The following is a 24,209-nucleotide window of genomic DNA, read 5'->3' as shown; positions in this document are numbered from 1 at the left end:
AACAGATCATGGCTTCATTGCATATTTTGCAAGGCACGTTTCATCTTAGCGATACCCGGATACTGACGCTGAATCAGGTGGAACTGCAGCGCGGCGAAAGCTGGGCCTTTGTCGGTGCCAACGGCAGCGGTAAATCCTCACTGGCGCGCGCACTCTCCGGTGAACTGCCGCCGCTGGCGGGTTCAGTCAGCAGCGATTTCACAAGGCCGGTCCGTCTGTCGCTGGAGCAGTTACAGACGCTGGTGGCGCAGGAGTGGCAGCGCAACAACACCGATATGCTCAGCGAAGGTGAAGAGGATACCGGACTGACCGTGGCAGAGGTGATTCAGGCGGAAGTGCAGCAGCCGGAACGTTGCAAACAACTGGCACAGCAGTTCGGCATCGAACCGCTGTTGTCACGCCGCTTCAAATATCTCTCAACCGGCGAAACCCGCAAAACCCTGCTTTGCCAGGCGCTGATGAACCAGCCAGATTTGCTGATTCTGGATGAGCCGTTTGACGGACTGGATGTGGCGTCGCGTGCCAGCCTGACCGACACGCTGCGCAATCTGCAGCATCCGGCGTTTACGCTGGTGCTGGTGCTTAATCGCTTTGACGACATTCCCGATTTCGTTCAGCAGGTGGGTGTGCTGGCGGAGTGCACGCTCACTCACAGCGGGCCGCGCCAGACGATTTTAACGGAAGCGCTGGTGGCACAGCTGGCACACAGTGAGCAGCTGATGGGTATGGCGCTGCCCGAAGCGGATGTGCCGGATCAGCTGCCTTCACTGGCGGATGATGCCCCGCGCGTTATCCTGCGCAACGGCACCGTCTCCTACAATGATAAGCCGGTGATTCAGGGGCTGGACTGGCAGGTTAACGCGGGCGAGCACTGGCAGATTACCGGTCCGAATGGCGCCGGGAAATCGACGCTGCTGAGTCTGGTAACCGGCGATCATCCGCAGGGCTACAGCAATGATCTCACCCTGTTTGGCCGTCGTCGCGGCAGTGGCGAAACCATCTGGGATATCAAACAGCATATTGGCTATGTCAGCAGCAGCCTGCACCTCGATTATCGCGTCAGCACCAATGTGCGGACGGTGATCCTGTCGGGCTTCTTCGACTCCATCGGCCTCTATCAGGCGGCGTCCGATCGGCAGAAAGCGCTGGCACAACAGTGGCTGACACTGCTTGGAATGGATAACCGGCTGGGCGATGCGCCGTTCCACTCGCTCTCATGGGGACAACAGCGGCTGGTGCTGATTGCCCGCGCGCTGGTTAAGCATCCGACGCTGCTGATTCTGGACGAGCCACTCCAGGGCCTCGACCCGATTAACCGTCAGCTGGTACGGCGCTTTGTCGACGTGCTGATTGGCGAGGGACGCACTCAGCTGCTGTTTGTATCGCACCATGTCGAAGATGCCCCCGCCTGTATCACGCATCGCCTGAGCTTTGTTCCCGATGATGGCGGCTACGCTTTTCAGCAGGAAACGCTGCGCTAATGCGTTAACAATGTCCCTCAACGAGATTGCTGACAAAGTCTGCCATACCCAGCTGTGAGACCGAGTCTGCGAAGGCAACACGGTCAGATCGGAAAGTCGCTTAAACCATCCATGGCCGCTCGGCCCGCGCGATTACGCACCTCATCCCTGAGGTGCGCCCGTTGCCGGGCCAACGCGTTGCGTTGTTCAAAAACGCTCCCGGCGTTTTTATAGTACGCACCTCATCCTTGAGGTGCTCCCGTTGCCGGGCCAACGCGTTGCGTTGTTCAAAAACGCTCCCGGCGTTTTTAGTACGCACCTCATCCATAAGGTGCGCCCGTTGCCGGGCCAACGCGTTGCGTTGTTCAAAAACGCTCCCGGCGTTTTTGTCCATGGCGCGGGACGCTTTCCTCCTCTGCCCTTGTTGCCTGCGCTTTTAGCTAACGCGTTGCTGTCAGAGCAACCCTGATTGGGTTTGTCAGCAACCTGCAACGCCGCTATCGCGGCGTTTTAATGCACCTCTGTGTAAGCGCTACCATTCCTTCCCACCTTTAATCTTCTGAATGCGCACGCAACGCCACGAAATAAGAATATTCAGCTTGTGTAAACGATACCATTTATCCAGACTTGATCACGCTTTCGGGCGCGCTGATGTGCTACTTTTTACCGATGCCTCTCTGGCTTTTGACGCTTACCAGGATCTCACATGGAAAAATTCAACCCGGTCGATCACCCGCATCGCCGTTACAATCCACTGATTGATCAATGGATTCTCGTTTCACCTCATCGGGCCAAACGTCCGTGGCAGGGCGCGCAGGAAACGCCGGCGGTCAATACCTTACCGTCGCACGATCCGGACTGCTTCCTGTGTGCCGGAAATACCCGCATCACCGGTGACAAAAACCCGGACTATGCTGGCACGTACGTCTTTACCAATGACTTTGCTGCACTGATGACCGACACGCCTGACGCGCCCGAGAGCGACGATATCCTGATGCGCTGTGAAAGCGCACGCGGCACCAGTCGGGTCATCTGCTTCTCGCCCGATCACAGCAAAACTCTGCCGGAGATGTCACTGAGCGCGCTGGAAGAAGTGGTGCGCACCTGGCAGGCGCAGACCGCCGATCTGGGTCAGCACTATCCGTGGGTGCAGGTGTTTGAGAACAAAGGCGCGGCGATGGGCTGCTCTAACCCGCATCCGCACGGTCAGATCTGGGCTAACAGCTTCCTGCCGAATGAAGCGCAGCGCGAAGATGATCATCAGCGCGACTATTTCGCTAAACATGGCTCGCCGATGCTGGTCGATTATCTGGCACGCGAGCAGCAGGATGGCAGCCGCACCGTGGTGGAAACCGAACACTGGCTGGCCGTGGTGCCGTGGTGGGCCGCCTGGCCGTTTGAAACCCTGCTGCTGCCGAAAGCGCACGTTAAACAGCTGACCGATCTCAGTGAAGCGCAGAGTGCCGATCTGGCGAAAGCCATCAAGCAGCTGACCAGCCGCTACGACAACCTGTTCCAGTGCTCCTTCCCCTACTCCATGGGCTGGCACGGCGCGCCGTTTAACGGCGAAGCCAACGATCACTGGCAGCTGCATGCGCACTTCTATCCGCCGCTGCTGCGCTCAGCAACGGTACGTAAATTTATGGTTGGCTATGAAATGCTGGCCGAAACCCAACGCGATTTAACGGCGGAACAGGCGGCGGAACGTCTGCGTTCTGTCAGCGACGTTCACTTCCGTGAGGCACAACAATGAGCTTAAAAACCATCACGCAGCAGCTTTTCTCTGACACCTTCGGTTACGCCGCCACCCACACCATTCAGGCGCCGGGCCGCGTTAACCTGATTGGCGAGCACACCGACTATAACGACGGCTTTGTGCTGCCGTGCGCCATCGATTACCAGACAGTGATCGCCTGTGCCCGCCGTGACGACCGCCAGATTCGCGTGGTCGCGGCCGATTATGAGAATGCGCAGGACACCTTCTCGCTGGACGAAGAGATCGTCAGCGTGCAGGAACCAATGTGGGCTAACTATGTGCGCGGCGTGGTGAAACATCTGCAGCAGCGTCATGCTGATTTCGGCGGCATCGATATGGTGATCAGCGGCAACGTGCCGCAGGGTGCGGGCCTCAGTTCATCCGCCTCGCTGGAAGTCGCGGTTGGCACCGTGGTGCAGCAGCTTTATAACCTGCCGCTGGATGGCGCAGCCATCGCGGTGAATGGTCAGGAAGCGGAGAACCAGTTTGTTGGCTGTAACTGCGGTATCATGGACCAGCTGATTTCCGCACTGGGGCAGAAAGATCACGCCATGCTGCTCGACTGCCGCACGCTGGGCACGCGTCCGGTGTCGATGCCGGAAGATATTGCGGTGGTGATCATCAACTCCAACTTCCGTCGCACCCTGGTCGGCAGCGAATACAACACCCGCCGCGAGCAGTGTGAAGCGGGCGCGCGTTTCTTCAACAGGAAGGCGCTGCGTGACGTTGAACTGGCCGAGTTTGAAGCGGCGCAGGCGCAGCTCGATCCGCAGGTGGCAAAACGCGTGCGTCACGTCCTGACCGAGAACGCCCGTACGCTGGAAGCGGCCGATGCGCTGACTCAGGGCGACCTGACCCGTATGGGCCAGCTGATGGCCGAATCACACGCCTCGATGCGTGACGATTTCGAGATCACCGTACCGCCGATCGATACGCTGGTTGAGATCGTGAAAGCGCAGATCGGTGAACGTGGTGGCGTGCGTATGACCGGCGGCGGCTTTGGTGGCTGCATCGTGGCACTGATGCCACTGGATCTGGTCGATCAGGTGAAAGCCGCCGTTGCAGAGCAGTATGAAGCCGCGACCGGCATCAAAGAGACCTTCTACGTCTGCAAAGCCTCTGAAGGAGCGGGCCAATGCTGAATGACGTCAACTCCCATGCGCCCGACGGTCAGCCGTGGCGCATAACGGTACTGCGCAATGCCAACGGCATGCTGGCGACCTTTATGGACTGGGGCGCAACCTGGCTTTCTGCCCGCATCCCGATGCAGGATGGCACCGTGCGTGAAGCGCTGCTCGGCTGCGCCACACCCTCTGACTATCTGCATCAGGATGCCTATCTGGGTGCCACGGTGGGCCGTTACGCCAACCGCATCGCCGGAGCAAAGCTCAATAAGCTGAACCGCCAGCTGGTGCCAAACCAGGGTGCCCATCAGCTGCATGGCGGGCCGGAAGGCTTTGATAAACGCCGCTGGCAGATTGTCAGCCAGTCCGACAGCGAGGTGCATTACCGCATCGATTCGCCGGATGGCGATCAAGGCTATCCGGGCAATCTGATTGCCGACCTGCACTATCAGCTGGATGACCAGAACTGCCTGAGCATCCGCTATGAAGCGCGCTGCGACCAGCCCTGCCCGGTCAATCTGACTAACCATGCCTACTTTAACCTTGATGCGCATCATGGCGACGCACGCCAGCATCGCTTACAACTGCACGCCGACCAGTATCTGCCGGTCGACAGCGAAGGGATTCCGAATGCGCCGCTGAAAGCCGTCGCCGATACCAGTTTCGATTTCCGCAACGCCAAAGTCGTGGCGCAGGATTTCCTGGCAGACGACGACCAGCGGGCGGTGAAGGGTTATGACCATGCGTTTCTGCTCAACAGTGCAGGCGACGATAGTCAGCCTGCGGCGGAACTCTGGTCGGAAGATGGCAGATTGCAGCTCAGCGTAACCACCTCGGCACCGGCACTGCAGTTCTACACCGGCAACTACCTGGCCGGCACGCGTGCCCGTGAGCAGGCGAGCTATACTGCATTCCAGGGCATTGCGCTGGAGAGTGAATTTTTACCGGATTCGCCTAATCATGCTGAGTGGCCTCAGCCGGATTGCTGGCTGCAGCCGGGAGATCGCTGGGAATCCGTGACGCGGTATCGCTTCACGCCACGCTGAGCCTCCGGCTGAAAAACGCGCAGTGCGTCACACACAGGCTTACGCGCTGCCCGCTTTTCCGTTATGGTATGGCGCAATCAGCTCGTGTTTCAGGCGGGCAGCAGCAGGTTTCCAATCTCACAGAAACATCACAGTATTAAGGAGTTAAGCTATGGCTGTAACTAAGCTGGTTCTGGTGCGACACGGCGAAAGCCAGTGGAACAACGAAAACCGCTTTACCGGTTGGTATGATGTTGACCTTTCTGAGAAAGGTCGTGGCGAAGCCAAATCAGCAGGTCAGCTGCTGAAGAAAGAGGGCTTTGTTTTTGATTTCGCTTACACCTCCGTACTGAAGCGTGCGATTCATACGCTGTGGAATGTGCTGGATGAGCTGGATCAGGCCTGGCTGCCGGTTGAGAAAACCTGGCGTCTGAACGAGCGTCACTACGGTGCGCTGCAGGGTCTGGACAAAGCGGAAACTGCTGCCAAATATGGCGACGAGCAGGTTAAGCAGTGGCGTCGCGGCTTTGCCGTTACCCCACCAGAGCTGGATCGTTCGGATGAGCGCTTCCCGGGCCATGACCCGCGTTATGCGAAACTGACCCCGGAGCAGCTGCCAACGACCGAAAGCCTGGCGCTGACCATTGACCGCGTTATCCCTTACTGGAACGACACCATTCTGCCGCGCATCAAAAGCGGTGAGAAAGTGATCATTGCTGCACACGGCAACTCACTGCGTGCGCTGGTGAAATATCTGGATAACCTGAGCGAAGATGAAATTCTCGAGCTGAACATCCCTACCGGCGTTCCGCTGGTGTATGAGTTCGATGAAAACTTCAAACCGCTGAAACGCTACTACCTGGGCGACCAGGACGAGATTGCTGCGAAAGCTGCCGCCGTTGCGAATCAGGGTAAAGCGAAGTAATTCCTCGCTGGAAGGCAAAAAGGCCAGACGAAAGTCTGGCCTTTTTTATTGGGCTGCGCCCGGCAATGCTGCGCGTCATGTTTAACTGCCAGAGTAAAAGCCTGGATGTCAGCACGTACCAGACTAATCACATACTCAAATCCGTCTAAGTCTGGCAGCAATAAACTAGCTCGACGCGCAGGGAACAGGGTCAGAAGAGGAAAGCGTCCCGCGCCAGGGATGGCGCGGGCAGAGCGACCAGGGACTGGCTTGAGCGTCTTTCCGATCTGTCCGTGTTCCCTGAGCAGGCTCACTCTCCACAGCGAATCCGGCCAGACTTTGTTAATGAGTGTGGATAGCCAATCAACCGCGGCGCTGTTTAACCGCTGCCGCCAGCTGACGCAGCACTTTGTCGGTATCTTCCCAGCCGATACAGGCGTCGGTGACGCTTTTGCCATAGACCAGCGGCTCGCCGCTCTCCAGGCTCTGGTTGCCTTCCACCAGATGACTCTCAATCATCACACCGACAATCGCCTGCTCACCGTTGATCAGCTGCTGTGAAACATCGTCTGCCACAACCATCTGACGCTGGAACTGCTTGCTGCTGTTGGCATGGCTGAAATCGATCATCACCTGCTGTGGCAGACCCGCTTTCGCCAGACCCGCTTTAACATCAGCGACATGCTGCGCGCTATAGTTCGGCTCTTTGCCGCCGCGCAGGATGATGTGGCAGTCACCGTTGCCGCTGGTTTCCACAATCGCGGAGTGACCATACTTGGTTACTGACAGGAAACAGTGCGGGGAGCCCGCTGCGTTGATCGCATCAATCGCCACCTTGATCGTGCCATCGGTGCCGTTTTTAAAGCCTACCGGACAGGAAAGACCGGATGCCAGCTCGCGGTGAACCTGAGATTCCGTAGTACGCGCACCAATCGCGCCCCAGCTCATCAGGTCTGCCACATACTGCGGGGTAATCATATCCAGAAACTCGCCCGCCGCCGGTAAACCGCTGTCATTAATCTCCAGCAGCAGCTTACGCGCCAGACGCAGACCGTCGTTCAGCTGGTAGCTGTTATCCATATACGGGTCATTAATCAGCCCTTTCCAGCCCACCGTCGTGCGCGGCTTTTCAAAATAGACCCGCATGACCACTTCCAGCTCGCCTTTCAGCTCATCACGCAGTGCCAGCAGGCGGCTTGCATACTCTTTCGCCGCGTCAGTGTCATGAATTGAGCAGGGTCCAATCACCACCAGCAGACGATCATCCTTGCCCTGCAGGATCTGATGAATCGCCTGACGGGCCTGTGAAACGGTCTGTGCAGCACGATCGGTCGCCGGGAATTTTTCGAGCAGCGCAACAGGAGGTAACAGCTCTTTAATCTCTTTGATGCGTAAATCATCGTTCTGGTAATTCATACTGATTCCATATTATTTCTTGCCCGGCGCCCGCCGGACACATCCTGTCCAATGTAGCCCGAAGCGTCAGGGGTGTAAATTCCCGCTGCGGGTTAAATGTGCGGGTCATATTTGCATTAATCAGGTTAGCGACTAAACTTTTTAATGGTAAGCACTGAGGAACGTCCCGCTTACCTTATTTAATTACCCTGTTTAAGCCAACTGGCGAATTTTATTTCGTCAGGGATTTCTTTACCCGAAATTGCACCTCTGGGCTTAAAGCCTCTTCATTTATTAACGGGAGCATAATGATGAAAAAGTTTGCCTTAATTTTTTTGACAGCAGCAATGACACTGAGCAGCGGTGCGGTACTGGCTGCAGACAGCAGCAGCAATAACGGTACAGCGAACCAGGCGGCCAGTGCAGGTGCAGCAGCGGGTGGAGCGAAAGAGAATCTGCCACCAAATAATGTCGATAACAGCAAAATTAATAACACTGGTACTAACACTAATCCTGCAACGTCCGGCAGCACCACCAGCAATGGTAATATGTCTGCTAACGAAATTGACCAGAACAGCCAGTGTAAAGATGGCAAATGTCCGAACGTGAATAAAAAAGTTCAGACTAAAGTGGGCGGCGGTGATGTAAACACGAAAACCGACGGCACTTCACAGTAATTTTGTTTAGCCTGGAGAGCTGCGGCTCTCCGGGTTTTTCTCCCCTCAGCCCCACTCTTCCGCTATGCTAATCCTGTGAAATTTACAGGAAATCCTTCATGGCCGTTTTGCTTTTGATTGACGATCATCCGCTGGTTGAAGTGGCACTTGAAGCTGCCCTGAGCCAGTCGCCCATACCCGTTAAGCTGCTTTCTGCCAGCAGTGAAAAAGCCGCCCGCCCCTTACTTGAGGAGCAACCGGACATTATTGTGCTGGATATCGGCCTGCCGGACAGCGATGGGCTGGAGTTCCTGCGTCGCCTCAAGATCCATCGTCCTGATTGCCCGGTCCTTATCTACTCTGCGCAGCAGACCCGCCACTATATGCGTCGCGCTCAGGCGCTGGGTGCCGCCGGTTACGTGGTAAAGAGTCAGCGCATGACGCAGTTGCTCAGCGCCATCCTGGCGGTGCTGGGCGGTCAGACGGCCTTTCCGGAGATGGATGATGAGCCTGAGCTGCCGCTGACCCAGAAGGAGCGTCAGATTCTGGCACTGCTGGCCAGTGGGTTATCCAATCTGCAAATCGCGGCTCAGCTGCACATCAGTAACAAAACGGTCAGCACCCATAAAAAGAACATCCTGGAAAAAACCGGTGCCCGATCAGTGGTGGAACTGGCTGACCTGTGGAAAGCCCAGCAGTGAGAGTTATTCTACTGATGCTGCTTTTATTGTGTTGCTCCGCGCTGGCTGATGTGCGTCCGGTGAGCAGCGTCAACCTGCCGATGATGCTGCCGGTAACCCATGCGGAAACAATGCAGGGCAGGATCCTGCGCGTCGGCCTGCTGGAAGAAAACCACGCGCCCTGGGCGATGCGTATCGGCAATGACCTCTATGGTATCAACGCCGACTATCTTTCCGCGCTGCGACAGCTGACCGGCGCGCAGTTCACCCTCAACCTTTACAGCGATCAGCCGCATCTGATGCAGGCCCTGACCAGCGGCCAGATCGATTTTGCGCTGGGCATGTGGAGTGCCCCGCTGCCATCCGGCACCCTGAGCAGCGAAAACTGGTTCAGCAGTCCGCTGCGGGTTTATCGCAATCAGCAAAACCAGCGTGCCGTGATGTTTAACAGCCAGAATGCGTCGCTTGCAATCAGTGACAGCACCCTGGCTCAGCTGCCATCTGCGCTGGCGGCCCGTCACAGCTGGCGACGCTACAGCAGCGATCTGCAGGCGCTCTATACCCTGCTTAATCAGCAGAATGACTATGTGGTGGCGGATGAAACCAGCGCCGGCTTTCTGCTAAGCCAGCTGCAACAGGGCCAGATTTATCAGATCGCCTCCCACATCGAGGCCGGCCAGCTCAACCTGCGTGCGGTGGCGCGCGATCCCCAGCTTATCAGCTGGATAAATCAGAGCCTGCGTCAGCTGCCTGCAGAACTGATGAACACGCTACAGGCGCGCTGGAGCAGCAGCCTGCCGCGCTATCAGGATACCCAGACCCTGATGCTCAGCCCTGCTGAGCGCGCCTGGATTGCCGATCATCCGCGTATTACTTACACCGCCGAGCCGGACAACTATCCCTGGAGTTACCGCGATGCCAGCGGAACCGCCCGGGGCTATGGCGTGGACTTGCTGAAAGCGATTGCGCAGAGCACCGGATTAGAGTTTGAGCCGGTGTGGGTCAGTAATCCCCGCCAGGCCAGCACGCTGATTCAGCAAAAGCAGGCGATGCTGCAGCTGATGCAGCCGCTGAATGGCGATGCGATGCAGAGCACGTCGCTGCCGGTGTGGCGCGCGCTGTGGGGCATCTACAGCGTCCAGTCCGATACGCTGGCACACTGGCGCGACCTGCGCGGCAAGCGGATCGGCGTGTTGCAGGATGACCTGGCGCTACGTCTGCTGCCTGCGGATCTGCAGCCACAGCTGTTTGCCGACCGTAATAGCCTCTATGACGCGCTGGCAAAGGGGCAGATCGACGCGCTGGTCGATAACGTGCTCTCCGCCCGCTGGCGTATCGCCAGCCGCGATGATGCCCGTATTCACCTCGCCTTTGCCGCCAGCGACATCGCCTGGCCGATTGCACTCGGCGTCACACCGGACCAGCCAGCGCTGCGCACCCTGCTGGATCGCGCGCTGCAGCAGATTCCGGCCGATACCCAGAGCCAGATGCGTGATAGCTGGTCAACGCCGCCGCAGCCCGGCAGCGTGATGGTGATGCGTTCGCTGCCGATGGTGGTGCTGGCAGTAGCCGGTGCAGCCATTTTGCTGCTGCTGTTACTGCTGGCGCGCCGCTACTGGCAGCAGCGCCGGGAACGTCAGCAGCGTGAGCAGGCGGAACATGCCAATGCGATGAAAAGCCAGTTCCTGGCGACCGTCAGTCATGAACTGCGCACGCCGATGCAGGCGATCCTGGGTCTGCTGGAGCTGGAGAAACAACAGCACAGTAGCCAGAATCTTTCGCTGCTGCACAGCAGCGCACAATCGCTGCTGACTCTGCTGAATGACCTGCAGGATCATGCGCGCATCGAGAGCAACAGTTTTACCCTGGCACCCCGTCCGCTGGCACTGGCGCAGTGGCTCAATCAACAGCAGCATTTTTATCATCCGTTGATGCGCGCTGATGGCCCGCGTCTGATCGTCGAGGCGCTGACGCCGCTGCCTGACACCGTGCTGATCGATGCCGACCGCCTGCAGCAGGTGGTCAATAACCTGATGACCAATGCGCTGAAATTTACCCGTCACGGCGCGATTCGTCTGGCCCTGGCCGCTGAGCAGCAGCTGGTTCTGACGGTGAGCGACAGCGGCAGTGGGATTCCGCCGGAGGAACAGCAGAAGCTGTTTGACCCGTGGTATCAGGCGCCGTCCGGAAAATCCGTTTCGGTGCAGGGCAGCGGGCTGGGACTGTTTATCTGCCGCGAAATGGTGTTGCGGATGGGCGGCGACATCCGGCTCACCTCTGAACCTGGTGACGGCACTCAGGTCACCGTAACGCTGCCGCTGGAGATCTGCGCGCCGCTAAGCCACGCGGATGAGACGTCCCTGCCCGGCTTTCCTCAGCTTAAGGTGGCGATTGTCGATGACCATCCAGCCAATCTGCTGGTGATGCAGCAGCAGCTGGCGCGCTTTGCGATTCAGGCTGACACCTTCGAACAGGGACGCGCGCTGCTGCAGGCCGACGCAAAGCAGCCTTATGATCTATTGTTTATCGACCAGATGATGCCGCGCCCTGACGGTACGCTGCTGCTGCGGATATTGCGTCGGCGTGACCGCCAGCGTAGACGTCAGGCGATGCGGGTGCTCTGCTCGGCTGACGCGCAGCTGCTGTCACGGCCGCCTGAGGCGGGCGAGCGGGTGCTGATTAAACCGGTGCAGTTAGCCGATCTCAGCGCGCTGCTGGCAGAGTGGCAACAGGCGTGGCAGGAAGACCCGCTGGCGACGCTGGATGACAATCTGTGGCAGCTGGCGCAGCAGAATGACAAATTCCTCAGCCGTCTGAGCCAGACGCTGCACAGTACGGTGACACAGGACCTGGCGGTGATGCGTGAGGCACACGAACGCGCAGACTGGACGCAGTTCGCCGAAGCAGCACACCGGATGAAAGGAAGCTGCCTGCTGGCAGGGCTGGAGCATGGCGCGCAGCTCAGCCAGCAGCTGACGGAGCAGGTTAAACAGCATCAGGACACGTCTGAGACGTGGCAATTACTGATATTATTCGCAAACAGGTTACTGAAAAAACTGGAAACTTATGGCACATACCCACACTCATAGCGGGCAGGATAGTAATCGCACGCGTCTGGCGGCCGCCTTCGGGGTGACCGTCGTCTTCATGGTTGCTGAAGTGATTGGCGGCTGGCTCTCGGGTTCACTGGCGCTGCTGGCGGACGCCGGGCATATGCTGACCGACGCCGCCGCGCTGCTGATGGCCTTGCTGGCGGTGCAGTTCTCGCGCCGTAAACCCAATGCACGTCACACCTTTGGCCTGCTGCGCCTGACTACGCTGGCCGCATTTGTTAACGCCATCGCACTGCTGGGCATTACTGCGCTGATCGTCTGGGAAGCGGTGCGCCGCTTTGCCGACCCGCAGCCGGTCACGGGCGGCCTGATGCTGGGGATCGCTGTTGGCGGCCTGCTGGCCAATATTCTGTCGTTCTGGCTGCTGCACCACGGCAGCGGTGAGAAGAACCTCAACGTGCGTGCCGCCGCGCTGCATGTCATGGGTGACCTGCTGGGTTCGGTGGGCGCGATCGTGGCAGCGGTGATTATTCTGCTGACCGGCTGGACGCCTATCGACCCGATTCTGTCATTGCTGGTGTCGCTGCTGGTGTTGCGCAGCGCCTGGGCGCTGCTGCGTGAAAGTCTGCAGGAGTTACTGGAAGGGGCACCGCATTCACTGGATGTGAACCGGCTGATACGGGATCTGACACTGAACATCGCCGAAGTGCGCAATGTTCACCATGTGCATTTGTGGCAGGTCGGCGAAAAGCCGCTGCTGACACTGCATGCGCAGGTGATCCCGCCTTACGATCACGATGCGCTGCTGCATCGTATTCACGACTACCTGCGCGAGAACTACCAGATTGAGCATGCGACGGTGCAGATGGAATATCAGCCCTGCGCCGGCGCCGAGTGTGAACTCGGCTTAAGCAGCGCGGCTGCCTCCGGCCATGACCACAGTCATTCTCACGACCATGATCATGACCCTGCTCACGCTAAAGGCGAAGCGCATACTCACTGAGCCGACAGCGCGCGGGAACCCTGTTGCCGCGCGCTGCGGATCCACATACGCGATCCGTTCAGCGCAATCAGTGTCAGGATCACATACTCCAGCGACATCGCATAGACGCCCTGACGGGCGAAAATCATCACGCTAATCACGTTGATGATGACCCACAGCAGCCAGTTCTCAACATATTTGCGCGTCATCAGCACCATCGCCGCAATCGACAACACCATCATGCAGGAATCCCAGAACGGGAAGGCATCCGGCTGCAACGCGGGCATCGCAACCGACAGGCCAATACTGTTCATCAGCGTCACCGCTGCACGGGTTAACAGCGCAAACACCGGGTCGATATAAAGTGTCATCAGCGCAATGGCGATCACGCAACCCGCCGCCCAGGCGAGCGCTTTGGGCAGTGGCAGCCAGCGGATTTTCAGCTCGGCCTGATGATCGGCGGTCTGACGGCTCCAGGCGTACCAGCCATAGATATTGGCGGCAAAGAAGAAGAGCTGCAGCAGAAGGCTGGCATAGAGCTGGATTTGAAAGAAGATCACCGCAAACAGCGTCACGTTGATCAGACCGAACGGATAGTTGATGATTTTTTCCAGGCTGGCAAACCAGATACAGAGTAAGCCCGCCAGCGTGCCGATGGCCTCAATCCATGAGAGATCGTAGCCTCCGGCACCCAGAGGAATGTGAACCAGAATATTATGTGTGCTGAAGAAGTCCATGCTGAGCACCTGTCCGGGAACGCTTAGGCGTTGCCCTTCACGTTGAGTTTAAGTTCCGCTGCAAAGGATAGCATGCGATTTAGCGGCAGTAACGCCGCCTCTCGCAGCGTCTCATCCACCTGAATCTCATGTTCCGTGCCGCCCGTCTCCAGCGCCTCTGCGATGGCTTTAAGGCCGTTCATCGCCATCCACGGACAGTGTGCACAGCTGCGGCAGGTTGCGCCCTCGCCCGCGGTCGGCGCTTCCAGCAGCTCTTTATCCGGCACCATTTGCTGCATTTTGTAGAAGATGCCGCGATCGGTCGCCACAATCATCTGTGGATGTGGCAGGGATTTCGCCGCCTGAATCAGCTGGCTGGTCGAGCCAACGGCGTCCGCCAGATCGACAATGGCCTGTGGCGACTCCGGGTGCACCAGCACCGCCGCGTCGGGATAGAGCGCTTTCATACGCTGCAGCGCCTGGGTTTTAAACTCGTCATGCACAATGCAGGCGCCCTGCCAGCACAGCACGTCCGCGCCCGACTTCTGAGTGACGTAGCGGCCCAGGTGACGATCCGGCGCCCAGATAATCTTTTCGCCCAGGCTGTCGAGATGCTCAATCAGCTCAACCGCAATGCTGGAGGTCACTACCCAGTCGGCCCGCGCTTTGACCGCCGCTGAGGTGTTGGCATAGACCACGACGGTGCGATCGGGATGGGCATCGCAGAAGGCGTTAAACTCTTCAATCGGGCAGCCGAGATCCAGTGAGCACTCCGCCTGCAGCGTCGGCATCAGCACGGTTTTTTCAGGGCTGAGGATTTTGGCGGTTTCGCCCATAAAGCGCACGCCTGCCACCAGCAGTGTGGTGGCGGAATGATTACTGCCGAAACGCGCCATCTCCAGCGAGTCGGAGACGCAGCCGCCGGTCTCTTCCGCCAGCGCCTGGATTTCCGGATCGGTGTAGTAGTGCGCCACCATCACCGCGTTACGCGCCTTCAGCAGCGCTTTGATTTTCTCACGGTAAAACGCCTTCTCGTCATCACTCAGACGAGCAGGTTTAGGCGGAAAAGGGTAAACGGCGCTTTCAGGATCGAACATCACACTCATGACACAGCTCTCGTTTTATCTAATTAACGAAAATCGCCAGTAAAGGCGAATAATGGCGTTAAATCCACCATCGTGTTTTATATGCTAAACAAGATAGCGGAAAAGCCAGACTGTGTCGTGGGATTTTTAGTCCGCCTGTATCACTAACTGGACCGGCTCTGAAGCTGCTTTATCGATAAGCGACTGCGGCGCTTCCAGCGCCAGCAGGGAAGCTTTGATGTCCAGCCCGCCTGCAAAGCCGGTCAGCTTGCCGTTAGCGCCAATCACGCGGTGGCATGGCGCAACAATGGAGAGTGGATTACGACCATTGGCCGCGCCGACCGCCCGTACTGCCTGCGGATGACCGATCTCTCTGGCAATCTGACTGTAGCTGCGCGTTTCACCAAATGGAATCGCCACCAGCGCCTGCCAGACTTTTTTCTGAAAGTCGGTGCCGACCATGTCGAGTGGCAGCTCAAAGCAGTGACGCTCACCGGTAAAGTATTCGCTGAGCTGACGCTCAGTTTCGATCAGAATGGGATGATCGTCATTGCGCGTCTGCGGCAAAAATCGGGTGCGCTTCGGATCGTCGTTTTCCCACAAGATGCCCGCCAGGCCACTGTCGCTGGCGACCAGTTTCAGTTCACCTACCGGGGTAGCTATCGGTTTGAAGTAGTACATGGTGATTCTCCCGTCACGGTTCCGTCATCCAGTATCGCACTTTTTTTCCCCCTGACTGGCTGTTTCCGGTCATGGCGTTAAACTGTTTTGCTGTCCGAAAACAGCCAGTCTGACGGATCCAGCCGGTATAGGCTGTCCCTATTTGCCGGAGAAATGCCATGCTCGATCCCGAAATTGCCTACCAGGCGCTGACCTCTCGTGATACCCGCTTTGACGGCGTTTTCTTTGTGGGTGTGACGTCAACCGGTATCTATTGCCGTCCGGTCTGCCCGGTTAAAGCACCCATGCAGAAGAACTGCCTTTTCTTCAGCAGCGCTGAGGCGGCGGAAAAAGCGCGCTTTCGCCCCTGCCTGCGCTGTCGGCCAGAACTGGCACCCGGCAATGCGCCGGTTGATCAGCCGCATCGCGTCGCAGAGCGGCTGATTCAGCGTATCGAGGAAGGCATGCTGGAGGAGCGCGAAGGCCTGGAAGCAATTGCTGCGGAATTCGGCCTCAGCCTGCGTCAGCTGCGCCGTATCGTGCAGCATGAACTCGGCGTTTCGCCGCTGGAGCTGAAGCAGACGCGGCGAATGCTGCTGGCAAAACAGCTGCTGACAGAAACACAACTGCCTGTCACAGAGGTCGCCTACGCCAGCGGTTTCAGCAGCCTGCGCCGGTTTAATGATGTTTTCCAGGCGCGCTACCGCATGACGCCGAGCGCGCTGCGCCGGGATGACACTGGCACTAAGCGTGCGCAGCCCGGCGACCGCGTGACGCTGCGGCTGACCTATCGCCCCCCCTATGACTGGGCGGCGATGCTCTGGTTTTTGCAGACGCACCTGATGAAGGAGGTCGAAGCGGTGGAAGATGGCAGCTGGCGACGCACTGTGGCGCTGGGTCGCTGCCGGGGCTGGGTCAGCGTTTCCCATCTGCCGCAGAAGAACGCATTGCAGGTGACGCTCTCAACGTCCCTGACGCCAGTGCTGCCTCTGCTGCTGCGCCGTCTGCGTGACCTGTTCGATCTCGATGCGCAGCCACAGCGTATCGCCGCCTGCCTGGCCCAGGATCCGCTGCTGGCACCCAGCCTGATCGCACATCCCGGTCTGCGCGTGCCCGGCGCATTCGACGCCTTTGAGCTGGGCGTGCGCGCCATTATCGGCCAGCAGGTAACCGTCAAAGCGGCCACCACGGTCAGCAGCCGTTTTGCCGCCGCCTTTGGTGAGCCCTGCGAGACGCCTTTTGCCGATCTCACCCGTTATACCGCGCTTCCTGAACGCATCGCCGGACTGACGGTGGACGATGTCGCACCGATGGGCATTGTCAGCGCCGCGCGCTCCCGCGCCATCATCGCCTTTGCCAGCGCCTGCGCCAGCGGTGACCTGCGTCTCAGCGCCGCTCAGCAGCCTGACGAGGTGATAAAAAAGCTGGTCAGCCTGCCGGGCATTGGTCCCTGGACTGCGCACTATATCGCGATGCGCGCCCTGCGCTGGCCGGATGCCTTTCCCAAGGAAGATATCGCCATCCGTAACAACCTGGGCGGCATGTCATCCAGAGAAGCGGAAGCGCGTTCGCAATTCTGGCGTCCCTGGCGCAGCTATGCGGTGATGCATATCTGGGAGAGCCTGGCAGTGGCGAAGGTGAAGAAAAAGGCGTGAGGATGAGTACAGGGCAACTCTCCCCGCAAAGCAAAAGCAAAACGGGCAGTTAATACGCTCAGAAGAAGAAAGCGTCCTGCGCAATTATCGCCAGCAGCGCTTTTAGATGGCTGAGAAAGCTAAATCAGCTTTAATCCTCCAGCAACAATTAAGCCCGATGCGCAGGGAACACGGTCAGAGGAGGAAAGCGTCCCGCGCCAGGACGGCGCGGGCCGAGCGTGTCATGGATGACGGCTTTTGCGTCTTTCCGATCTGACCGTGTTCTCTGCGCAGGCTGGATCTCTCAGCGAACTGCGCCAGACTTTGCCCACTACCTCAAACGCCAGTGGCTTTATACATTTAACGTGAGCCAGATACCGCAGAAACGAAAAAAGCGCCCAAAGGGCGCTTCTTTCTAATTGGTGGGTCGTGCAGGATTGCCTCGGCCCTTCCAGGGCCTCGCCCTCCGGGTGATGCTGAAGCATCAGCCTGAATCGCCGGGCGATTCAGTCGAACCTGCTGCAGGTTCTCACCCTGCACGGTGAATACCGTGCTCTGAAAACGAAAAAAGCGCCTTAAAGGCGCTTCTTTCTTAATTGGTGGGTCGTGCAGGATTGCCTCGGCCCTTCCAGGGCCTCGCCCTCAGGGTGATGCTGAAGCATCAGCCTGAATCGCCGGGCGATTCAGTCGAACCTGCTGCAGGTTCTCACCCTGCACGGTGAATACCGTGCTCTGAAAACGAAAAAAGCGCCTTAAAGGCGCTTCTTTCTTAATTGGTGGGTCGTGCAGGATTCGAACCTGCGACCAATTGATTAAAAGTCAACTGCTCTACCAACTGAGCTAACGACCCGCTGGGGGCTTACAACCGTTCAGCGCGCCAGGCGGCTGAGATAGGATGGTGGGTCGTGCAGGATTCGAACCTGCGACCAATTGATTAAAAGTCAACTGCTCTACCAACTGAGCTAACGACCCATCTTAGGTTGTGAAGCAATGCTGAAGTGTTCTTCTTAAAACTGCGCGGTAAAGCGCGTCTGAAGGAGATGGTGGGTCGTGCAGGATTCGAACCTGCGACCAATTGATTAAAAGTCAACTGCTCTACCAACTGAGCTAACGACCCATCTTCAGGCTTACCAGACACTTTGCAATGTGTCCCGGCAACGGCGGCATATATTACTGATTTAGCGGGGTAGCGCAACTCTTATTTCTGCTAAATGCTTCAGTTGCTTACCTTTCATACGGCAAGACCAGAAATCACACGATATCTGGTCTGAACCGGACAAATTACAGGCTTGCCAGACGTTTCTGCGCCTGTTTAGCAGATTCGGTGTCTGGATAAAGTTTGACCACCTGCTGGAAGACCGCTTTGGCTTTCGCCGTGTCTTTCTTCTCCTGCATGATGACACCCACTTTCAGCAACGCTTCTGCAGCTTTCGGCGACTTCGGATAGTTCTTCACTACCGTAGCGTAATAATACGCCGCGTCGTCCTTTTTGCCTTTGTTGTAGTTCAGCTGACCCAGCCAGTAATTCGCATTCGGCTGATAGGTCGAATCCGGGTAACGTTTTACCCACGCCTGAAGCGCACTGATCGCCTGGTCATACTGTTTCTTCTCCAGAATCAGCGCCACAGCCGCATTGTAATCGCTGTTAGCGTCACCGGTCTGCGCAGGTGCGCTCTCCGTGGATGCTGCCGCGCCTGCGGTGGCTGCTGCGCCGGTATCTGCTGCGGCATCGCTGCCGGCAGCCTGTTGCCCGCCGCTGCTGCTGGCGCTGCTCAGGCTGTCAATCTGCTGGTAAAGCTGCTTCTGCCGCTCAACCACCTGATTCAACTGATACGAGTTTTGCTGGATTTGCCCACGCAGCGCATCGATATCACGCTGGTTATCGCTCATCTGCTGCTGCAGTTGCTGCATCAGCTGTGCCTGGGCATTAGAGATTCGTTCAAGAGTGGTGACACGGTCTTCGACCGAGCCGGAGCCAACGCTACTGATTGACGCTTGGGCATTAGCGGCCCAGGGGGCCGCTACGCCAATCAGTAACGACAGACTCAACAGATGACATCTGAAGTTACTAACCATGTGATTCTCTTAGTAGACCAGTACGGCACGACGGTTTTTAGAATACGCTGCTTCGTCATGACCCAGAACGGCTGGCTTCTCTTTACCGTAAGAAACGATAGACATCTGATCAGCCGACACGCCTTTACCCTGCAGGTACATTTTAACAGCGTTAGCACGACGTTCGCCCAGGGCGATGTTGTATTCCGGCGTACCGCGCTCATCCGCGTGACCTTCGATGGTCACTTTGTATGATGGGTTGCTGCGCAGGAAGGTCGCGTGCTGATCCAGCATCTGTGCGTAATCAGACTGAACGTCATACTTGTCCAGGCCGAAGTACACGATGTTGTTCTGCTGCAGCTGCTGCATCTGCAGACGAGCCTGCTCGTCAGAAGACATGTTGCCGCCGTTACCGTTCATGCCAGAGTTTGCACCGTAAGCGCCATCAGCGCCCATGCCAGTCTGGTCATTGTTGTTGTTCTTGTGTGAGCTACAAGCCGCTACTGCCAGAACCGGCAGAGCCAGCATCAAACCCTTCAGCACTTTGTTCAGTTGCATTTCAAAAATCCCATTATTGTTTATTGTTTGCGATGTCTGAACTGTCAGACATTACAGATACGGCGACCAGGCAGGAAATTTGACCTGTCCATCAGTTGCCGGAAGACGCGCTTTGAAACGACCGTCGGTTGAAACCAACTGCAGCACGGAACCCATCCCCTGAGTAGAGCTATAGATTACCATTGTGCCGTTTGGTGCCAGGCTCGGCGTTTCATCCAGGAACGTGTCCGTTAACGTTTGAACGGCTCCCGTTTCCAGATCCTGTTTGGCGACGTGTTGAGCACCACCGCTGGTGCTAATCATCACCATAGATTTACCATCTGTTGCAACATCCGCATCCTGGTTCTGACCACCTTCCCAGGTAATACGCTGTGGCGTGCCGCCATTCAGACCAACTTTATAGATCTGAGGGGCACCCGCCTGATCCGAGGTATAAGCCAGCGTCTGGCTGTCCGGGAACCAGGTTGGTTCAGTGCTGTTATAGCGGCCATCTGTCACCTGACGCGTCTGACCTGACGCCAGATCCATCACATAGAGGTTCAGGCTGCCGGTTTTAGAGAGCGCGAAAGCGAGCTTAGAGCCATCTGGCGAAAACGCCGGTGCACCGTTATGACGTGGATAAGAGGCGACCTGACGGATAGCACCGTTAGACAGCGTCTGAACCACCAGCGCAGATTTGCCGCTTTCAAAGGTCACGTAGGCAACTTTGCTGCCATCCGGAGACCAGGCTGGCGACATCAGTGGCTGTGGTGAACGATGTACCACGAACTGATTGTAACCATCGTAGTCAGCCACGCGCAGCTCATACGGGAACTGACCGCCGTTGGTCTGCACGACATAGGCGATACGGGTACGGAAAGCGCCTTTAATGCCGGTCAGCTTCTGGAACGTCTCATCACTGGCCGTGTGGGCAGCATAACGCAGCCACTGTTTAGTCACTTTATACGAGTTCTGTGCCAGTACGGTACCTGGCGCACCGCCGGTATCCACCAACTGGTAAGAAACCTGATAGCTGCCATCCGGGTTAGAAGCGACCTGACCGACGACAACGGCATCAATGCCGAGCGCGCTCCAGGCGGCAGGCTGAACTTCCTGCGCGCTGGCAGGCTGCTGTGGCAGACGCGAGCGGTCCAGTGGATTAAATTTACCACTGTTGCGCAGGTCAGCCGCTACGATGCCGCCGACATCTTCCGGCGCGGCACCCGCTCCCGCCCATTTAAACGGCACCACGCCAATCGGGCGTGCAGTGTTGACACCCTGGGTGATCTCAATTCGAACTTCTGCATGCAGCACGGCTGCCCACAGCAGGATAAAAAAGCCTAACGTAACGCGAAGAGCTTGCTTCATTTTATCTCCCTTATCTGAACCTCAGTCCACGATAATTGGCACTGTTCCTGGAAACCACGAGTACAACTTAAGTACGGCAAGCTAAACATAGAACAACTTGCCGCCCGTTACTGCATTATTGCGGTTTAAAACGCATTGGGGCGTTTTTAAACACTTCGTAGACCGCCTGCGAAGGCGGCTTCGGAATGCGTGCCTGTTTAGCGGCAGCAATCGCGGCCTGACAGAGCGCAGGATCGCCACCCTCTGACTTAACATCGATTAACAAGCCATCAGGCGCAAGTTTAATCCGCAAATCACAGGTTTTTCCGCGATACAGATCGGCATCGTAGAATCGGCTCTGAATCGCACTGACAACCTGCCCCATATAGGAGTTGATTTCCGCGCCTGATGCGCCCGCTTTCTTCTGGTTTCCCTGCCCTGCTGCGCCACCGGAAGTGCCGCTTTTCGGTGCATTTTTGCCGGAAGCGAGTCCGCCCAGTAAATCATCGACATCGCTGCCATTGGCGGCATCAGCTGCGGCTTTCGCTTTCGCATCTGCTTTGGCCTTAGCAGCAGCATCCGCTTTTGCTTTGGCTGCCGCATCGGCTTTGGCTTTTGCCGCAGCATCGGCTTTCGCCTTTGCAGCCGCTTCTGCCTTCTCTTTAGCCGCTTCTTTAGCGGCCTCAGCTTTCTCTTTCGCCGCTTCTGCAGCTTTCTCTTTTGCTGCCTCGGCTGCTTTTTCTTTGGCTTCAGCGGCTTTTTCTTTCGCCTCTTCGGCCGCTTTAGCTTTTGCCTCCGCCGCCGCTTTCACTTTGGCTTCGGCTGCCGCTTTTGCATCCGCTTCAGACTTTGCTTTGGCTTCCGCAACGGCTTTCTCTTTTGCGGCGGCCGCCGCGGCGGCTTTCGCCTGCTGATCAGCCTGCTTCTTTGCGTCGGCTGCGGCCTGCTTCGCCTGCTCGGCGGCGGCTTTTGCCTGTGCATCTGCCTGGGCTTTCGCATCCGCTTTCGCTTTGGCTGCCGCCGCCTCCGCCGTTTTCTGTTGCTCCTGAGCCTGTTTAGCAGCATCGATAGCGGCTTTCTGCTGCTCAGCCTGCTGTTTAGCCTCTTCTTTCGCGGTTTCCTGCGCGGCTAAACGCTCTTTTTCCAGCGCTTTCAGACGCTGCTGTTCAGCAGCCTGCTTCTGTTGCAGCTCTTCAGCCTGCTGCTGCGCCTGCTTTTTACGCTGCTGCTCAGCCCGCTGGCTGTCGCTCTGCTGGTTCTGCTGACGATTGTATTGACTCACGACGGCACCGGGATCGACCATCACTGCATCAATATCACTGCCTCCGCCACCCGCACTGCTGGGGTCAACGTGCTCATTAAACGAGCTCCAAATCAGCAGCGCGATCAGCACGATATGCAGAATCACCGAAATGATTATCGCGCGCTTTAACTTCTCGTTTTGCTCGGTTGCCTTCGACACACTCGGTTCCCAAAAAACGGTTCGATTTTAAATCGGCTGCGTCATCAAACCGACAGATTTAACACCCGCCTGGTGCAGCAGGTTGAGCGCTTTAATAATTTCATCGTAAGGCACCTCTTTCGCGCCCCCGATCAAAAAGACCGTCTTAGGATTCGCTTCCAGTCGACGCTGCGCTTCGCTGATTACCTGCTCAGGCGGGAGTTGGTCCATGCGGTCGTGATCCACGACCAGGCTGTACTGCCCCACGCCCGCGACTTCAACAATTACCGGCGGATTATCATCGCTGGAAACCGTTTTAGAGTCGGTCGCATCAGGCAGATCCACTTCCACGCTCTGGGTAATAATGGGTGCCGTTGCCATGAAGATCAGCAACAGCACCAGCAGGACGTCCAGTAGCGGAACGATGTTGATTTCCGACTTCAGGTCGCGGCTTTTGCGACCACGTACTCTGGCCATCATTAACCTCTATTTACTTAGCGCTATCGCTGGAGAAAGCCTGGCGATGCAGGATGGCAGTGAACTCTTCCATAAAGTTGTCGTAGCCCTGCTCCAGTTTGTTCACGCGCTGGTTCAGACGGTTGTACGCCATGACCGCCGGAATCGCGGCAAACAGACCGATAGCGGTCGCAATCAGTGCTTCAGCGATACCCGGTGCCACCATCTGCAGCGTCGCCTGCTTCACCGCGCCCAGCGCGATAAAGGCGTGCATAATTCCCCAGACGGTACCGAACAGCCCGATGTAAGGACTGATAGAGCCGACGGTGCCGAGGAATGGAATGTGGTTTTCCAGTGCTTCCAGCTCACGGTTCATTGAGATGCGCATAGCACGACTCGCCCCGTCAATGACCGCTTCCGGCGCATGATTATTGGCGCGATGCAGGCGGGCAAATTCTTTGAAGCCGGAATAGAAAATCTGCTCCGAGCCGCCCAGTTCTTCCCGGCGCTCCTGGCTCTCCTGATACAGGCGCGAGAGTTCGATACCGGACCAGAATTTGTCTTCAAACGCCTCCGCTTCTCTTCCCGCCGCATTCAGAATACGTGTGCGCTGAATAATGATGGCCCAGGAGGCAATAGAAAAGCCGATCAAAATCAACATGATAAGTTTGACCAGAAGGCTCGCCTTCAGGAACAAATCAAGAATGTTCATGTCAGTCACTGCTTGAACTCCGCGACAATAGACTTGGGAAGCGCAATCGGCTTCATCAGATGTGGGTTAATGCAGGCAATCAGGACTTCTGCCTCATTGAGCACTTTGCCTTCAGTATTCACGATACGCTGCGTGAACGTCATGGTTGCCCGTGTCATTGAGGTAACCTCACTCTGGATCTCCAGAAGGTCATCAAGACGCGCCGCCGCCAGATAGTCCACCGATATGCGCCGTACCACAAAAGCGATCTGCTGTTCTAACAGCGTCTGCTGATTGAAATGGTGCTGTCGCAACATTTCGGTACGTGCTCGTTCATAAAAAGCGATATAGCTGGCGTGATAAACCACACCACCGGCATCAGTATCTTCGTAGTAGACCCGAACCGGCCAGCGAAACAGCGTTGTACTCACTCTACATCCCGGCCTCGTTTTAAACGTTGCTACTATACGCAAGAGAATTGGGGTTGGGAATGGGTCGCCAGAGCCAGGCGAAAATAATTATCGCTCCGTAACAAACGGAACGATTTCAGAG

The 24,209-nt window shown here is 57.3% G+C and carries 21 protein-coding genes, 3 tRNA genes and 2 other RNA genes; 10 read left to right on the top strand and 16 right to left on the bottom strand.

Annotation, left to right across the window (positions count from 1 at the left end; genetic code table 11):
* Positions 1–8: 8 nt before the first annotated feature.
* The 5 genes from modF to gpmA all read left to right on the top strand — a co-directional run bounded on the left by modF (position 9) and on the right by gpmA (position 6,290).
* Entirely contained in the window at positions 9–1,481 is a 1,473-nt protein-coding gene (modF, locus tag BY447_RS16245) for a molybdate ABC transporter ATP-binding protein ModF (protein WP_110331957.1), read from the top strand.
* A 685-nt stretch (positions 1,482–2,166) separates the two neighbouring features.
* Positions 2,167–3,213 (top strand): galactose-1-phosphate uridylyltransferase, encoded by a 1,047-nt coding sequence (gene galT / locus BY447_RS16235; protein ID WP_095707539.1) that lies wholly within the window; start codon positions 2,167–2,169, stop codon positions 3,211–3,213.
* Positions 3,210–4,358, top strand: a complete 1,149-nt coding sequence (gene galK, locus BY447_RS16230; protein ID WP_110331528.1) for a galactokinase — start codon at positions 3,210–3,212, stop codon at positions 4,356–4,358. The genes galT and galK overlap by 4 nt, the downstream gene beginning before the upstream one ends.
* Entirely contained in the window at positions 4,352–5,386 is a 1,035-nt protein-coding gene (gene galM, locus BY447_RS16225) for a galactose-1-epimerase (RefSeq protein WP_110331527.1), read from the top strand. Before galK ends, galM begins: the two co-directional genes overlap by 7 nt.
* 151 nt (positions 5,387–5,537) lie before the next feature.
* Positions 5,538–6,290, top strand: coding sequence for a 2,3-diphosphoglycerate-dependent phosphoglycerate mutase (gene gpmA, locus BY447_RS16220; RefSeq protein ID WP_003851893.1), 753 nt, complete (start codon positions 5,538–5,540; stop codon positions 6,288–6,290).
* Between the two features lie 342 nt (positions 6,291–6,632).
* On the opposite strand, the gene aroG is transcribed toward gpmA, so the two are convergent.
* A complete protein-coding gene (aroG, locus tag BY447_RS16215; protein WP_033731895.1) occupies positions 6,633–7,685 on the bottom strand; it encodes a 3-deoxy-7-phosphoheptulonate synthase AroG in 1,053 nt (350 codons plus the stop codon).
* A gap of 287 nt (positions 7,686–7,972) precedes the next feature.
* Here aroG and BY447_RS16210 point away from each other — a divergent pair, with 287 nt between their 5' ends.
* From BY447_RS16210 to zitB, 4 genes are all read left to right on the top strand, one after another.
* The gene (locus BY447_RS16210; RefSeq protein ID WP_013357165.1) at positions 7,973–8,341 is read left to right on the top strand and encodes a YbgS-like family protein; all 369 of its coding nucleotides are present in this window, start codon (positions 7,973–7,975) and stop codon (positions 8,339–8,341) included.
* A gap of 98 nt (positions 8,342–8,439) precedes the next feature.
* Positions 8,440–9,021 carry a response regulator transcription factor gene (locus BY447_RS16205; RefSeq protein ID WP_033782354.1) on the top strand — a complete coding sequence of 194 codons (582 nt, stop codon included), beginning with the start codon at positions 8,440–8,442 and terminating at the stop codon, positions 9,019–9,021.
* Between the two features lie 14 nt (positions 9,022–9,035).
* Entirely contained in the window at positions 9,036–12,089 is a 3,054-nt protein-coding gene (locus BY447_RS16200) for an ATP-binding protein (RefSeq protein ID WP_323859507.1), read from the top strand.
* Positions 12,067–13,056 (top strand): CDF family zinc transporter ZitB, encoded by a 990-nt coding sequence (zitB, locus tag BY447_RS16195; RefSeq protein ID WP_110331525.1) that lies wholly within the window; start codon positions 12,067–12,069, stop codon positions 13,054–13,056. Before BY447_RS16200 ends, zitB begins: the two co-directional genes overlap by 23 nt.
* Here the strand turns inward: zitB and pnuC are convergent.
* The 3 genes from pnuC to BY447_RS16180 form a co-directional block, all read right to left on the bottom strand.
* Entirely contained in the window at positions 13,050–13,772 is a 723-nt protein-coding gene (pnuC, locus tag BY447_RS16190; RefSeq protein WP_110331524.1) for a nicotinamide riboside transporter PnuC, read from the bottom strand. The genes zitB and pnuC overlap by 7 nt on opposite strands.
* Positions 13,773–13,795: 23 nt before the next feature.
* Positions 13,796–14,857 carry a quinolinate synthase NadA gene (gene nadA, locus BY447_RS16185; protein ID WP_110331523.1) on the bottom strand — a complete coding sequence of 354 codons (1,062 nt, stop codon included), beginning with the start codon at positions 14,855–14,857 and terminating at the stop codon, positions 13,796–13,798.
* Between the two features lie 126 nt (positions 14,858–14,983).
* Positions 14,984–15,517, bottom strand: a complete 534-nt coding sequence (locus BY447_RS16180; protein WP_110331522.1) for a methylated-DNA--[protein]-cysteine S-methyltransferase — start codon at positions 15,515–15,517, stop codon at positions 14,984–14,986.
* Between the two features lie 158 nt (positions 15,518–15,675).
* Here BY447_RS16180 and BY447_RS16175 point away from each other — a divergent pair, with 158 nt between their 5' ends.
* Positions 15,676–17,151, top strand: coding sequence for an AlkA N-terminal domain-containing protein (locus tag BY447_RS16175; RefSeq protein ID WP_110331521.1), 1,476 nt, complete (start codon positions 15,676–15,678; stop codon positions 17,149–17,151).
* A 399-nt stretch (positions 17,152–17,550) separates the two neighbouring features.
* On the opposite strand, the gene BY447_RS16170 is transcribed toward BY447_RS16175, so the two are convergent.
* The 12 genes from BY447_RS16170 to ybgC all read right to left on the bottom strand — a co-directional run bounded on the left by BY447_RS16170 (position 17,551) and on the right by ybgC (position 24,088).
* A non-coding RNA gene (locus BY447_RS16170) (RtT sRNA) lies at positions 17,551–17,684 on the bottom strand.
* A 43-nt stretch (positions 17,685–17,727) separates the two neighbouring features.
* Positions 17,728–17,861, bottom strand: a non-coding RNA gene (locus BY447_RS16165) — RtT sRNA.
* A gap of 43 nt (positions 17,862–17,904) precedes the next feature.
* Positions 17,905–17,980: transfer RNA gene (locus BY447_RS16160), tRNA-Lys, on the bottom strand.
* A 46-nt stretch (positions 17,981–18,026) separates the two neighbouring features.
* Positions 18,027–18,102, bottom strand: a tRNA-Lys gene (locus tag BY447_RS16155).
* A 69-nt stretch (positions 18,103–18,171) separates the two neighbouring features.
* Positions 18,172–18,247, bottom strand: a tRNA-Lys gene (locus BY447_RS16150).
* Between the two features lie 164 nt (positions 18,248–18,411).
* Complete coding sequence (gene cpoB / locus BY447_RS16145) at positions 18,412–19,206, bottom strand: cell division protein CpoB (protein ID WP_110331520.1); 795 nt, start codon at positions 19,204–19,206, stop codon at positions 18,412–18,414.
* 9 nt (positions 19,207–19,215) lie between these two features.
* A complete protein-coding gene (pal, locus tag BY447_RS16140) occupies positions 19,216–19,743 on the bottom strand; it encodes a peptidoglycan-associated lipoprotein Pal (RefSeq protein WP_003853135.1) in 528 nt (175 codons plus the stop codon).
* A 51-nt stretch (positions 19,744–19,794) separates the two neighbouring features.
* Entirely contained in the window at positions 19,795–21,090 is a 1,296-nt protein-coding gene (gene tolB, locus BY447_RS16135; protein ID WP_110331519.1) for a Tol-Pal system beta propeller repeat protein TolB, read from the bottom strand.
* Positions 21,091–21,205: 115 nt separating this feature from the next.
* The gene (gene tolA / locus BY447_RS16130; RefSeq protein ID WP_013357154.1) at positions 21,206–22,531 is read right to left on the bottom strand and encodes a cell envelope integrity protein TolA; all 1,326 of its coding nucleotides are present in this window, start codon (positions 22,529–22,531) and stop codon (positions 21,206–21,208) included.
* Positions 22,532–22,558: 27 nt separating this feature from the next.
* On the bottom strand, positions 22,559–22,987 hold the full coding sequence (gene tolR, locus BY447_RS16125) for a colicin uptake protein TolR (RefSeq protein WP_013357153.1): 429 nt from the start codon (positions 22,985–22,987) through the stop codon (positions 22,559–22,561).
* Between the two features lie 13 nt (positions 22,988–23,000).
* Positions 23,001–23,687 carry a Tol-Pal system protein TolQ gene (tolQ, locus tag BY447_RS16120; RefSeq protein WP_003853142.1) on the bottom strand — a complete coding sequence of 229 codons (687 nt, stop codon included), beginning with the start codon at positions 23,685–23,687 and terminating at the stop codon, positions 23,001–23,003.
* Positions 23,684–24,088: a tol-pal system-associated acyl-CoA thioesterase gene (gene ybgC, locus BY447_RS16115; protein ID WP_010260759.1), complete on the bottom strand. Its 405-nt coding sequence runs from the start codon at positions 24,086–24,088 to the stop codon at positions 23,684–23,686. The genes tolQ and ybgC overlap by 4 nt, the downstream gene beginning before the upstream one ends.
* Positions 24,089–24,209 lie beyond the last annotated feature (121 nt).

The sequence above is a fragment of the Pantoea sp. JKS000250 genome (assembly GCF_003201065.1).
GTDB lineage: Bacteria > Pseudomonadota > Gammaproteobacteria > Enterobacterales > Enterobacteriaceae > Pantoea > Pantoea vagans.
The sequence above is the reverse complement of the archived record's forward strand: the minus strand, read 5'-3'. Positions and strand labels throughout refer to the sequence as shown.